The sequence below is a fragment of the uncultured Arcticibacterium sp. genome, assembly GCF_964021845.1.
In the GTDB taxonomy this organism is placed as follows: Bacteria; Bacteroidota; Bacteroidia; order Cytophagales; family Spirosomataceae; genus Arcticibacterium.
Map to the genome: position 1 here is coordinate 257,673 of NZ_CAXHZC010000006.1, position 13,930 is coordinate 271,602.

At 37.9% G+C, this 13,930-nt stretch carries 7 protein-coding genes; 2 read left to right on the forward strand and 5 right to left on the reverse strand.

Features of this window, described 5'->3' with window-relative positions; translation table 11 throughout:
- Positions 1 to 239: 239 nt before the first annotated feature.
- Together AADJ06_RS17280 and AADJ06_RS17285 are read left to right on the forward strand one after the other, a co-directional pair.
- Positions 240 to 1,835, forward strand: a complete 1,596-nt coding sequence (locus AADJ06_RS17280; RefSeq protein WP_341227737.1) for a DUF1800 domain-containing protein — start codon at positions 240 to 242, stop codon at positions 1,833 to 1,835.
- A gap of 6 nt (positions 1,836 to 1,841) precedes the next feature.
- Positions 1,842 to 3,398 (forward strand): DUF1501 domain-containing protein, encoded by a 1,557-nt coding sequence (locus AADJ06_RS17285; RefSeq protein ID WP_341227738.1) that lies wholly within the window; start codon positions 1,842 to 1,844, stop codon positions 3,396 to 3,398.
- Between the two features lie 200 nt (positions 3,399 to 3,598).
- Here the strand turns inward: AADJ06_RS17285 and AADJ06_RS17290 are convergent, their stop codons facing one another.
- From AADJ06_RS17290 to AADJ06_RS17310, 5 genes are all read right to left on the reverse strand, one after another.
- The gene (locus tag AADJ06_RS17290; RefSeq protein ID WP_341227739.1) at positions 3,599 to 4,117 is read right to left on the reverse strand and encodes a hypothetical protein; all 519 of its coding nucleotides are present in this window, start codon (positions 4,115 to 4,117) and stop codon (positions 3,599 to 3,601) included.
- Between the two features lie 201 nt (positions 4,118 to 4,318).
- Complete coding sequence (locus tag AADJ06_RS17295; protein WP_341227740.1) at positions 4,319 to 6,709, reverse strand: ABC transporter permease; 2,391 nt, start codon at positions 6,707 to 6,709, stop codon at positions 4,319 to 4,321.
- Positions 6,710 to 6,726: 17 nt separating this feature from the next.
- Complete coding sequence (locus tag AADJ06_RS17300; RefSeq protein ID WP_341227741.1) at positions 6,727 to 9,090, reverse strand: ABC transporter permease; 2,364 nt, start codon at positions 9,088 to 9,090, stop codon at positions 6,727 to 6,729.
- 17 nt (positions 9,091 to 9,107) lie between these two features.
- Entirely contained in the window at positions 9,108 to 11,525 is a 2,418-nt protein-coding gene (locus tag AADJ06_RS17305; RefSeq protein ID WP_341227742.1) for an ABC transporter permease, read from the reverse strand.
- A gap of 3 nt (positions 11,526 to 11,528) precedes the next feature.
- On the reverse strand, positions 11,529 to 13,928 hold the full coding sequence (locus AADJ06_RS17310) for an ABC transporter permease (RefSeq protein ID WP_341227743.1): 2,400 nt from the start codon (positions 13,926 to 13,928) through the stop codon (positions 11,529 to 11,531).
- Positions 13,929 to 13,930: the final 2 nt, after the last annotated feature.

Consider the following 13,930-nt stretch of genomic DNA (forward strand, 5'->3'; position numbering starts at 1 on the left):
CAGTAAATTTATTTGCCTTAAAATCAAATTGTTACAAAATGTATTGCGTTTTTATTTGTCCATTAACGGACAGTGATGTATCGGAATGGACGGTCGACTTGGAAGGAAGTAAATCTTATTTTCAGGAAAAATAGAACTTTGGGCTTAAGTCATTTCTGAATGAATTAAATTAATATGCTATATAATCATTATTTTAAAGCCTAGATTGATATATCTGAACAGTCAAATAATAGTGGTGTATGAGAAACATTAAATCTTTCGGTGCTCAAAAGTATGCTGGCGAATTCACAAACGCTCAAAGAAAACACCTTTTAAACAGAACACTTTTTGGCTGCACAGTAAAAGACTTAAAAGCCTTTGAAAATAAAAATTTAACGCAGTGCATAGATGAAATCATAGAAGCTTCTCCTATCCCATCTCCTCCTGTTAATTATTATGAACAAAAAGTAGAAGATACCACAGGTGTTAAAAAGGGAGAAACATGGGTTCAAGCTCCTTATGGTGATGGTACCATTAATTTTTGGAGGCGTCAATCTCTTCGTTATTGGTGGGTGCAACAAATGTGGTTTCAAGAGCGTACCATACACGAGAAATTAGTGCTTTTTTGGCATAATCACTTTGCTACCCAAATTGAAGTTTACGACAGAGCTAGTTTTGCCTATGAATACCAAAACACTATTAGAGAACAGGCTTTTGGGAATTTCAAGGATTTCGTAAAAGCTATTACGCTTGATAAGGCCATGTTAAGGTATCTCAATGGTCGTGAGAACACCAAAGATTCACCGGATGAAAATTATGCTCGTGAACTTCAAGAGCTTTTTACTATCGGTATAGGAGAAGGGTCAGATTATACGCAAGATGATGTAAGGGCTGCTGCCCGCGTTTTAACCGGCCATACTATACTAGGCGTTACGCAGAACTATTTTTTTAATGATAATCTTCATGATACGGAGGATAAGCAATTCTCTGACTTTTATGGAAACACTGTTATTTCTGGTCGTTCAGGTCGAGATGGTCAATATGAAGTAGATGACCTATTGGACATGATTTTTAGTAAGGAAGAGGTCAGCCGATTTATGATAAGGAAGTTTTACCGCTTTTTTATTTACTATGAAATAGGGCTAGAAGTAGAGACGCAATTTATAGAGCCGATGGCAAAAATATTTCGTGATAATAATTATGAAATTAAGCCATTGTTAAAGGCATTTTTTAGTAGTGAACATTTCTTTGATACCGCTTTCTATGGAGCTATGATTAGCAGCCCTTTAGACTTTATGGTGAAAACACTTCGGCATTTAGAGCCTCCTTTACCTTCTTTGGAAGAAAACGTTTATCAAAACTATAGTGTGTCAGGAGTTTATATGCGTTTTGCAGAAACTACTCAACAATACATTGGCGACCCTCCATCCGTTTCCGGCTGGCCGGCTTATCACCAAACACCCCTTTATCATGAGATCTGGATAAACTCAGATACCTATCAAAAACGGAATCAGTCTATACTAATTTTGCTTTATAATGAAGTGCGGCGAGATGGCTATAGGGTAGTGACTGATGTAATAAAATATGCTTCGCAGTTTTCCGAGCCCAGCGACCCTAATAAACTAATTGATGACATGGCCAATGACTTATTGTCATTACCCTTAAAAACCGAGCTTAAAAATAAAATTAAAACAGACATCCTCTTATCTGGTCAATCCAATGATTTTTATTGGACGCAGCTTTGGCAGAATTCTGAAAGTATTGCACATAATGGGAACTTCAGACTTCCAATTGAAGAGCGTTTACGAGCACTATTATTATATATCATGTCACTGCCAGAATACCAATTAATTTAAGAAGCCATGGAAAGAAGAAAATTCATAAAACATATAATGGCTGGTGGAGTTGCTCCGTATTTCCTTAATGGCTTGCCTATAAATGCTTTTGGTGGAATAAACGAAACCGCCTTGGGAGATGATAAAGTGTTGGTGGTGATTCAGATGGCAGGAGGAAACGATGGACTAAATACCGTGGTACCTATTGACCAATATGCTAACTATTCTTCTAATCGAGGAGCCATAGCTCTTAAAGAAAATAGGCTACTAAGTATTCCTCAGTCCGATAAAATCGGGCTTCATCCTTCGTTATCACCGCTTACAGAACTCTTTGAGGAGGGGAAAGCTAACATTATACAAGACGTAGGATACCCTGACCCTGACTTTTCGCACTTTCGTTCTACGGATATTTGGAATACAGCGTCTGATTCTGATAAGCAGGTTTTAAGCGGTTGGGCAGGTAGATATTTGGCTAGTGATAATCCAGACTTCCCAAACAATTACCCAAATGAACAGCATCCAGACCCTCTCTCTATTCAAATAGGCTCTGTTTTAAATACAAGTTTGCAGGGGCCAGTTTATCCTATGGGAATGGCCATTTCAGGTCCAGATTTTTTCTATGAGTTACTCACAGAAGAACAGGGAGAAACGCCTACTACATTGGCAGAAAAAGAACTCGCTTACCTGAGACAAGTGGCCACACAAACAAACCAATATGCAAATTCCATAAAGAAAGCAGCTACGGCAGTTGGTACACAAGTGACTTATAATCAGGAATCTCTTTCACAGCAGCTAAAAGTGGTAGCAAGACTCATAGCTGGGGGCTTAAGAACGAAATTTTATTTTGTGAGAATTGGTGGTTTTGATACCCATGATAATCAGGCGGAAACGAGTGACACAAGTACGGGTGAGCATGCCAACCTGCTTGCAGAGCTTTCTAATGCGATTTTGTCTTTCACAAGAGATTTGGAGCAGCTAGGTGCTCAGGACCGTGTTTTAACCATGACGTATTCAGAATTTGGAAGGCGGATTAAAGCAAATGGCAGCCGAGGTACCGATCATGGAGCCGCAGCACCAATGTTTCTTTTTGGGGAATTTGTGAATTCTAAGGTTTTTGGAGAGAACCCCATTTTGCCTACTGTAGCCGGAAATAACGAAAGTGTTCCTATGCAGTTTGACTTCCGCTCGGTTTACGCATCTATTCTAGAGCGTTGGTTTTGTGTGGAAACTCCGCAAATTTCTGAAGTTATGTTGCAGACTTTTCAATCGCTGCCTTTGGTTCAGGGTGCACCCTGTGGCTTTATTACTGCCAATGCAATTCCAGAAGAAATAGAAATACCTTTCAAAGCTTATCCTAACCCTGTTATAGATTTTGTCAAATTGGAATTTCTCTCTGATGGAGGCATCAATCTCATTCAAATTTTTAATGCTCGAGGTCAGGTAATTGCTACACCATTATATGCTCAAAAAAAACCGGGCTGGCATACGGAAATTTACAATGCGGCTAGGTTTGCATCGGGTAGTTATTTTGTAAGATGGCAAAATAACGCAGAGCAGAAGATAATTAAGCTTATAAGGGTTTGAGGGTTCTTTTTGAGGCCTATAGAAATACACCATTCATTATTTCAGAACAACTTAACTTTAAAAGTTAAGAAAATAATGTTGTAAAAACTGGAAGTCAACAGTTCCTCACAAAACCTTACTAGTGGAAGATTCTCCAAGATGATAAAGGGAAAGCGAGTCAATGTGGGCTGTAGCGGCATCCATTCTAAAGAAAAAGTGCACTAAAAAACCAACAACATGCTTAATTCGGGTATTAAATCTCTAAGATCTTCGATATTGCTACCCGAGGTATTTACAAATTTCCAATCCTTTCCTTTATTGTAAGAAATTGCAATAAGTGTAGAATTTATAGAAATTCCCTTTTGATTTATTAACATTTTTAATCGCTGTGTGAAAGTACACTGGTAAGTTTTATTCCCTATTATTAGTTCACTTGGCTGTTCGTTAAAAATTTCCAATACCTTATCCCCTGATTCAAACCCTTCATTGAGGTTTTGGATTATGGTTCTACGTTCGCCAAGGCTTTGTAATATTTTGGGATGCAAAAAATTGAGAAAAGTATCATAGTCCTTTTGCACAAATGCATTGGACATTATTGTGGCTTGCTTTGCTAGTTTTTTTAAAGAATTATCCTGTCTTGAAATGGCTTCTTTTTTTGAGCTTATATTCTCTTTTTTTACCTGAGCTAGAAGGTTACTAGTAGATAATATAAAGACTGTTATAGAAAGGAGTGTTTTCATAAATAGGTTCTATTTTAAAGAATCTTAGCTGGATATATGAAGGTAAGTTCAAAGATAATAAAGACTTCTTTATTTAGTGACTGTAAACGCCTATCTGAAAATTTGATTCTTAAAAAAAGAATATGTTAGATCTCAAGTAATAGAATATTTATATAGAGTGAGATAATTTCATTGACATTTGGTCTTTTAGGATTAAGCTAGCTACTCACTCTTCAAACTTTCCACTGGATTAATTAAAGCTGCTTTGATAGATTGAAAACTCACCGTTAAGAATGCTATCAAAATTGTTAGGACTCCAGACATTCCAAAAATCCACCAAGGAATGTTGATGTGGAAGGCGTAACTTTCTAACCAGCCATTAAGCACGTACCATGCTATTGGAGCTGATATCAGCAGCGAGATTATTACGAGTTTCATGAATTCTGCCGAAAGCAGACCAACTAAGTTTCTAATGTTGGCACCTAATACTTTTCTAACGCCAAGTTCTTTTGTTCGCTGCTCAGCTGTAAAAGCTGAAAGCCCGAAAAGCCCTAAACAGGCTATAAAAATGGCCGTAATGGAAAAAAAAAGTACGATTCTTCCTAGTTGTTTTTCAGCCGTATAAAGCTTTGCTACCACATCATCTAAAAATTGGTATTCAAAGGCTGAAGAAGGAATTGACTTTTGAAAACCGGCTTCTAGTGCCGCTAGGTTATCGCTTAGGTTTCCACCATTAAAACGTACCAGCAAGTTGTTTTTACTCTCTGAGGGGTTATTGTGAAAAGCATAAGCACCTATAGGTTTATGAAAATCTTGGAAATGAAAATCTTCCATGACCCCCACAATAGTGGCTTTGTTCCAATTGAAAAGGTTGTAAGCTGTTTGACCAATAGCCTCTTCTGGCGAATAGCCAAGGAAGTCAATTGTTGTTTTGTTTACCACCACCTGAACTGTTGTATCTTGGGTGGAGGTTTTATTTGCGAAAATTTGACCCGACAAGAGCTTAATGTCAAGCGTTTCTAATATTTCTGGATCAGTAAAATTGGTTTGAATTCCCATTATTTTGTCTGGCTCTTCATAACGCACTATGGTGCGGCCACTTCCACTAGCTCCAGGGTATGTTTGTGAGCGTGAAACCGAGCCAACAAAGCCCAGCGACTTATAAGAAGCCATGAGATCATTTATTTGATTTTGGTTTTCTGCTCCTTGCGTGGTCACTGCCACCACATGCTCCGTATCATAACCTAGCTGCCTGTCTTGAATAAATTTTAGCTGGCTGTAAAACACGAATGTACCGATCATTAAAATAATGGAAGCCGAAAACTGGACAATGACAAGACCTTTCCTGACGGAGGAGGTAGAAATGCTCGATTCTTCTCTTCTTCCAAAAAGTGAAAGGGTAGAAAACGAAGAGAGTAAAAGTGCAGGATATGAGCCTGCGATAATTGCAAGGAGTATGGTGGTAAGAATAATTCCCATTATAAGTTCTGCATCTATTAAAGCACTCAAAGAAATACTTTGGCCTGCAATACTATTTAAAAATGGTAGGCCGACTACAAGTAAAATCAAGCCAAAAAATACGGCAAGAGCAACCATAATAAGTGCCTCTGTATAAAATCGTTTTATCAGACTAGTTTGGCTTGCACCCATGGCTTTACTAACGCCTACTTCCTTTTTACGCTTTTGCGATTGGGCCGTGGCCAAGTTCATATAATTAATGCAGGCAATTATCAAAATACCCAAAGCCAAAGCAATCAATATGTTGACCTGTTTCTTATCGCCAGTTCTTGTGCTGCTTGTGTAAGCAATTTGTGTCGAATACAAATGAATATCGCTAAGTGGCTGTAGCCAAAAAGTGAACCATTGGTTTTCTTTTGAGATGTTTTCGTCTAGAACGGCATTGATTTTGGCTTCTACTTTTTTTATGTCAACTAATGGTTCTAGTAAAAAGTAGGTCTCAAAACTTGCATTGCTCCAGTGCAGTTTATTACTAGCCCATTTTATGGTAGAAAATGAGCCAATAAGCTCGGCTTCTAGCGTTGAGTTGTTTGGGAAATCCTCATAAACACCGCCTACGGTCAAATCGTAATTGTTATCAACTTTTAGCGATTTACCCATGGGGTTTTCCTTGCCAAAATATTTTTCAGCTATGGTCTTGCTTAATATTACTTTGTTTGGAGCATCTAAAGCTGTTTTCGGGTTTCCATAGACAAAGGGAACATCAAAAATTTCGAAGAGTCCTGGATCAGTCCAATAGAGTTTTTTTTCGGAGAATTTGTTTCGCTCACTATTTACAAAAGCAATTTTACCAAAGGAATGATGAAGAGACCGAGTGTAAGACTTGATTTCTGGAATCGCTTCCGTCATTTTTGGCCCTACTATGTTTGGAACTGAACCCCAGTCTTCTTTTCCTTCAAAATTAACTGTTTGCCCAATTCTATAAATATTGGCAGCATTTGAATGATATTTATCAAAAGAGAGCTCTTGTTTAGTAAAGAGGAATAGATAAAGAAATATAACTACGCCAAAGGATAAACCAAAAAGGTTAAGTAGCGAAAAAAGTCCGTTTTTCCGTAAGCCTCGGAGGGCTATTTTGATGTAGTTCTTTAACATAATTATTTCATTTTAGTTTACTCATTTTTAAGACTTTCTACAGGGTTCACGGCGGCCGCTCTGAAAGAAAAGAAAGCAACGGCACCACCTGCCACAGCCACCACTACTAGGGTGAAAAGAGCCATTAAGCTATAATTGACACCATTATGATATTTAAAAAGCTGAATATTAAGAAACATTCCGGAGGCTACACCAAAGGGGATAGCCACCACAGTAGCAATAAGAAGAAGTTTGAAAAAGGACCAAGCCATCATTTTGATAATTTGAGCTACTTCAGCTCCCATTACTTTTCTGATGCCAATTTCTTTCACACGTTTTTCTGAAGAATAAACAAGCATCCCCAGTAAGCCCATCAGAGCTATTACAAATATAATTACACCGGTTATACCAAATATTTTCATGTCTTCGGCAGGATAGTATCGCTCATATAAATCTGTGGCTAGCCATGAGCCTTCGGCCTCTAAGTAGGGGTATTCCTTATTCCAAACTTGATGAACATCAGATTCAAAGGAGCTTTGATTTATCTGAGAACTAGTTTGAATGGTAGCTATTTGAAACCTTGAAGGATTATACTGAAAAACAATAGGTTCGATTTCAAATTGATAATTGAAATGACAAAAATTCTCAATAACTCCCACCACAGTTAGCGGCTTTTCCGTTTCAAAAAACACTTGCTTCCCTATGGCTTCGTCTGACGAACCTAAGTGTAACCTATCCACCGCTTTTTCATTAATAACCACGAGGGAATTACTCGAATCACTTTCTGAGAATGGAATGTTTTCGCCCGCTATAAATTTCAGCTGCATGTTTTCAATAAAGGCTCTGTCGGCAGCGTAATAAAAGCTATTAATTCTTTCTTCCTTAGGTTTAGAAGCTATACCTACTTTGGCAGGCATATTCCCAAATAATTGAGATACTCTACCTATTTTTTCTACCTCCTTAAGGTTCCCAATATTGGGAATTACAGCTACATCTTTTTGTCCTTGTAAGCTTAGATTATAAATGCCTTTTCGGTTGAAATTATCGTTTTCGGTAGCCATGTAGTCAAACTGATTATACAGGTGACTCATCATGAAAATGAAGCCAAGCGTTACCGCAAACTGAACCACAATCAAAGCTCTTCTAAAGCCTACTTTGCCAAAAGAAGAAGGTGAAATATTTCCTTTCAATACTTTTACTGGCTGGAAACGAGAAAGAATGATGGCGGGCATAAGGCCTGCTATTATACCTAGAAGGAAGGTGAAGCAAACAAAGGACAAAATGATAGCTCCAATGTGGTCAACCTCCCATGTTATCCAACTGGCATGTATGTTATTTTTTGCATACCAAAGTAGCAACAGACCCATGGATAAGGAAAGAAAAGATATGATGACGGCTTCACTTAAAAATTGGCCTACCAGCTGACTTTTCAAAGCACCCATTACTTTACGAACCCCTACTTCCTTTGACCTACTTAATGACCTAGCCAATGTTAAATTGACATAATTAAAAGAAGCCAATAAGAGAATTAATAATGGGATGCTAAAATTGAAATATATATCCTGCATATCTTCCACATAAGGGTTAAATTCCAAACGTGTACGTGCAGGCGAAATCTTTTCAAAAGGCTGAGCTGTGAAAAGTAAACTATTGTCTGTATTTGCTAAAAAAGTACTTGAAACATTTTCAGACAGCTTTAGTAAAGCGGCATCTATATTTTTGACATCATAGCCTGGTGTTAGTTTTAAGAAAGTGTGACTTGGAAGCTCCGCCCACTTCTCTACCTCAGACTTATCTCCAGTTTGGTAGGTGCTCATAGAAATCATCACATCTGCTTTAAACTGAGTTCTGGGTTTATGCTTTTTTAATACACCGGTAATTTTAAGCGAGCCTAAGTCAGGGTGTTCTAAAGATTTTCCTATTGGGTTGGAATCGTTAAAATACCATTCTGCTGCTTCATGGCTAAGTACCATGGTGTTTGGTTCTGCCCCGTAAACGCCTTTTTCTAAGGGGAAATTAAAGATTTCAAAAAATGTCGGTTCCGTGTAAATGGCGTTGACATCTTTGGTTTTGAGCTTATTGCTCAGCACCCAAGAAAAGGTTCGTATTACTTTGGTAGATTTTTCAATTCCTGGAAGGTCTTCAGATAATCTAGGCTCAAGATTTACAGGTGAAGAGGCATAAGCCGTTTTTACACCTTCTTTGGAAGTTTGTTCGGTAATTACACGAACAATACGGTCTGTGTCTTCATGAAAATTATCAAACTCAAAAGAACCCTGCAGCTGAATAAGAGCCAATAATGCAAAAGGTATAGCTATGCCCAGCCCTACAATATTGATAAAGGAAAACAAGCGGTGTTTTCTAATATTTCTCCAGGCTATTTTGATGTAATTCTTTAGCATAATAATTTCATTTTAGTCTATTCATTCTTCAAACTCTCCACCGGGTTGGCTAAGGCCGTTTTTAGTGTTTTGGCACTAATTGAAATTAAAACCAACAGGAAAACCGTGAGTGCCGGGATAGCGAAAAGCCACCAAGAAATTTCTATTCTATTAGCAAAACTATCTAGCCATTTTTTTATAATAAAATAGGTAATCGGAATTCCTATGACCATAGATATTAAAACAGTTTTCATGAAATCTGCGGATAATGTCAAAAGTAGGTTTGAGGTGCTGGCACCTATCACTTTTCTAATGCCTATTTCTTTGGTTCGCTTCGCGATGGTAAAAGATGCTAAACCAAACAAACCTAAGCAGGCTATGAGAATAGCAAATATGGTGAGTACATTGAAAACCTTCTGAAATTTTTCCTCAGCTTTAAACTGTTGGTCGTATGCTGCATCTTGGAAAAAATAAGTAAAAGGTTCGCCTGGAAAATTAGCTTTATAAGCCGTTTCTATTTCAGCAATTTGTTCTTTTGGGTTTCCTCCGGAGAATTTGATGCTAGCATTACTATTCCAAGACTCATCATAATAGCGATGAATAATTGGAATTGGTGCTGACTTTGCTGTTTCTTGGTGGTAATCTTTTATTACACCCAGTATGAGCCACTTTCTGCCCCAAAAATCTAGCTCTTTGCCCACAGCATCTTTGGCATCAGCTAAGCCCCAGAGGCGAATGGCCTCTTCGTTTACTATAACTTCATTATTTTCACTTCTAGAGTTTGAAGAATAGTTGGTACCTGCCAAAAGCTCCATTCCCATAACGGGGATGTATTCGGAATCAATAGAGTTTATATAGAAGTTATAATTATGCTCTTCAATTACCTCTGAAAGATTAATGCCTGTGGTAGTACTGAATTGACTTGTTGATAGACCAGGAACGGCTTCTGAGGTAGAAACAGACTCTACATTTGCCATAGCGGTTAATTGATTTTTAAATGGCTCAAAAGCGGCTTGGTTCTTTCTTTCACCAGGGCTATTTACTACCAAAAGCTTATCAATGTCTACACCTAGGTCAATGTCTTGTAGATAGCTTATTTGCTGTTGAACGGTAAAAGCTTGTACTAAAAGCACAATGGTCATGGCAAATTGAAAAACTACTAGAGATTTCCGCATAAAATTGCCTTTGGCAGAGCTTGAAAATTTGCCTTTTAAAACCGAAACTGGTTTAAAGGAAGATAAGGCAAAAGCAGGGTAAGCCCCAGCCAATAATACTCCCGCCATTATAGCTACACCCAAACAGCCCCAAAAGAAGGGGTCGGAGAAAACGTTAAAGCTTTCAGGTAAGCCAGCGGTATCAATAAAGGAGGGTTTTAGTAAGGATATTAATGCAACTGCAATAAGGCCTGCGAAAATATTCAGCAAGAGCGACTCTGTTAAAAACTGAGTCTTTAGCTGATTTTTTGTACTTCCCACCACCTTTCTAAGTCCCACTTCCTTTGCTCTGTCCAGAGATTTGGAAGTGGCTAAGTTTACATAATTAACAAAGGCACTGATTATTACTAAGAAAGCAACACCCAGTAAAAAGAAAACGGTGGTAGCGTCTCCATTGGCCTCCGTTTCAAAGGTTTTTTTAGAGTATAAATGTATATCACTTATTTTCTGCCCTATAACTCTATCATTACCTAGAGGCTCGGCGTATCTTTCATTTAAGCTCAATAGATTCGCGGTAAAATCGGCGTAATCTACATTGGGAGCCAATTGAATATAAGTTAGTGTATTATTACCATCCCAGTTGTCTGGTTTTTCTCCATTAATTCCATTGCCTGCATACATACTTTCATAAGAAAAAAGCATATCAAATTTCAGGTGGGTATTACTTGGGCTATCTTCTGTAACACCTACCACTTCAAAAAACTTGCTCTCTTCTCCGTTTGGCATTTCTATCACTTTTCCTATTACATCAAGGCTATTGAAAAGTCTTTGGGCAGTAGTTTTAGAAATTACGGCTTCATCGGCCTGTTTGAATAAATCCAGTTTTGTCCCTCTAATTAGAGGCGTGGTAAACATGCTAAAAAAGGAGGTGTCAACCGCAAAAACCTTCTCAAGTATAAAAGGAGCTTCTCCTACTTTCACGTTTAAATGCGGCTCACCGATAGGATAAGCTCGGGTGAAGTCTTCTACTTGTGTTAATTCTTGTTTTAACAAATTCCCGAGAGGAGGGTTGGTCTCACAATCTTGAGCAGTTACAGTTTCTCCATCCATATAGTCAGTGGTAAGCCTTACTATTTGGTCTGCATTTTCATGGGTATTCTCATAAGAGAGTTCGTACCTAACATATTGAATGATAAGTAAAGTGATGGCCAAACCAGAAGCTAAACCAAGAAGATTAATTATGGTGAAAGACCCATCTTTTCGGAAGGTTCTTAACGCTATTTTAATATAATTTTTAAACATAATTTATTCAGCTTTTAAGGATTTAACGGGATTTGAAACTGCAGCTTTTACTGCTTGAAAACTGATGGTTAAGAGGGCTACGCCAATAGCCACAAAGGCCGCTAAAGCAAATATTTGCCATTCTACTTTAATACTGTAGGCAAAATCTTGTAACCATATATCAATGGCATACCAAGCTAAAGGCGAGGCAATGATGATAGAAATCAAAACCAGTTTTATAAAATCCTTGGATAATAAACCTACTATACCCTGAACCGATGAGCCCAAAACCTTACGAATACCGATTTCTTTTATACGACGTTCTGCAGAGTAAGAGGATAAGCCAAATAAGCCAAGACAAGAAACAAAAATGGCGAGCCCAGCCAGCACCCCTACTACTTTACTAACCTGACTATCCGCCCTATAAAGATTGTCGAAATGTTCATCTAGAAAGGTATAGTTCATGTTTTGGTTTGGCATCAGTTCTTTCCAAATTGACTCCAAGCCCGCAATAGCCTGTTTCGCGTCTGCTCCATTAATCCTCACAGACATTTCACTATAACCCCAGTTTGAGGTATTGAAAATGGTTAATGTCTCTATTTTATGGTGCAAAGAATTAAAGTTGAAATCTTGAGCTACGCCAATAATTTGTCCTAAGGAGTCTAAACCTCCTATTTTAAAGCCTCTTCCTATGAGAGATTCGTAGGTTTTTACCGATTGCTCTTTTAAGAGTTCTTTGGCTAATGATTCATTAACTATATACGTCTTGGCATTATCGGCGGCACCTTCTTTGAAGTTTCTACCTGCCAGTAGTTTGATTTTGTACAGTCTTAAATAATCAGGGTCTACTATCACTCTAGATGTAGCGGTATTTATCATTGGACCTTCACCTTGAAATTCTACGCCACTTTGATGGAAATTATTCCCTATTCTTTGATGAGAGGCCGTTACGGATTCGACGTAAGTATTGGAGGTAAACCGCTGTTTTATGGTAGAATACAATGGTCCAGATTCATAATTTAAAGGAATAACAATGACCTGGTCTTTGGAAAAACCGGGGTCTTTTTCTTGCATAAAGTTTAATTGCTTCATCGCAAAACCTGTGGCTATAATCAAGAATACCGTGCAGGTGAATTGGGTAATTACTAAAGCGTTTCTAAGGTTACTCTTACCAATATTTAAAGTTCCTTTTAATACCTGAACAGGGTTAAACCTAGATAAGAAGAAAGCTGGATATAGCCCTGAAAAGACACCTATAATAACGGAGCAAACTAAGAGAATTGGTAATAAGAGAGGATTACTAAAAATTGGAAATTGTAGACTTCTTCCGCTTAATTCAGACATATAGGGCAATGCCAACATAACCATAAACACCGCAAAAAACAGGGAGATTAAGGTCAATAAAATGGACTCACCAATAAACTGAAAAGCGAGCTGCGTCTTAAATGCTCCTATTGATTTTCTTAAACCAACTTCTTTTGCTCTTCCTAAAGATTTTGCAGTAGAAAGGTTCATGAAATTGATACAGGCAATCACCAGTATAATAATGGCAATTATGAAAAATATATAGGTATAGGTTCTGTCAAATTTCTGGTAGTTGATATAGTCATGTGTGATGTCGGCTGACTTAGAATGTACATCGGCCATTGGCTGCAAAAAGAGCTCATACCATTCGTGAGCATCACCATTTAAGTGTCTTACTAAGAATTCCGGAAATTTACTTTCTAATTCTGAAACTTTAATGTTGTTTTCAAGTTCTAAATAAGTGACAAGCCAATTACTCCCCCAGTTATCCATGTCATCTGCATCCACTATGGTGGCGAATGAGATAAGGGCATCAAACTGCAAATGCGAAGTGGCAGGTACATCTTCTACAATACCTGTTACTTTGAAGGTAGTGGTATCGCTTTCATATCTGATGATGTTTTGACCGAGGGCTTCTTCATCTCCAAAAAGTATTTTAGCACTCTTTTCTGACAGTACTATGGTGTTAGGCTCACTTAAAACTTGGCTTTTATCACCTTGTAATAGTTTAAAACCAAAGAGTTCAAAAAAGTTGGCATCGCCATAGAGACCTTTAGCTATTTCTACTTTTTTAGCCCCGTTATTTACGGGCATATCGTTGAATTGCCTCACTCTACTAAAATCCTTAACTTCTGGAAATTCCTCTTTTAAGGTGGGGCCCATTGGGTACATTGATAAAGCCACTTTTTGCGGAGCCACCATGCCTGGGAAACTCTGTACCTCATCTAACCTATAAAGGTTTTTGGTATGCTGAGCATCAAAATTCTTCTCATAAAAAACGAATAGAAAAATGATAATACTGGCCGCCATACCAATGGCCAAACCAAGAATGTTGATAATAGAAAAACCTTTACTTTTTAGGATGTTTCTCCAGGCGATTTTGAGGTAATTACGTATCATGA

What these genes read in the sequence shown, in the direction of transcription:
- AADJ06_RS17280 (WP_341227737.1), top strand. Translation starts at nt 240, where the DNA reads ATGAGAAACATTAAATCTTTCGGTGCTCAAAAGTATGCTGGCGAATTC.
- AADJ06_RS17285 (WP_341227738.1), top strand. Translation starts at nt 1,842, where the DNA reads ATGGAAAGAAGAAAATTCATAAAACATATAATGGCTGGTGGAGTTGCT.
- AADJ06_RS17290 (WP_341227739.1), bottom strand. Translation starts at nt 4,117, where the DNA reads ATGAAAACACTCCTTTCTATAACAGTCTTTATATTATCTACTAGTAAC.
- AADJ06_RS17295 (WP_341227740.1), bottom strand. Translation starts at nt 6,709, where the DNA reads ATGTTAAAGAACTACATCAAAATAGCCCTCCGAGGCTTACGGAAAAAC.
- AADJ06_RS17300 (WP_341227741.1), bottom strand. Translation starts at nt 9,090, where the DNA reads ATGCTAAAGAATTACATCAAAATAGCCTGGAGAAATATTAGAAAACAC.
- AADJ06_RS17305 (WP_341227742.1), bottom strand. Translation starts at nt 11,525, where the DNA reads ATGTTTAAAAATTATATTAAAATAGCGTTAAGAACCTTCCGAAAAGAT.
- AADJ06_RS17310 (WP_341227743.1), bottom strand. Translation starts at nt 13,928, where the DNA reads ATGATACGTAATTACCTCAAAATCGCCTGGAGAAACATCCTAAAAAGT.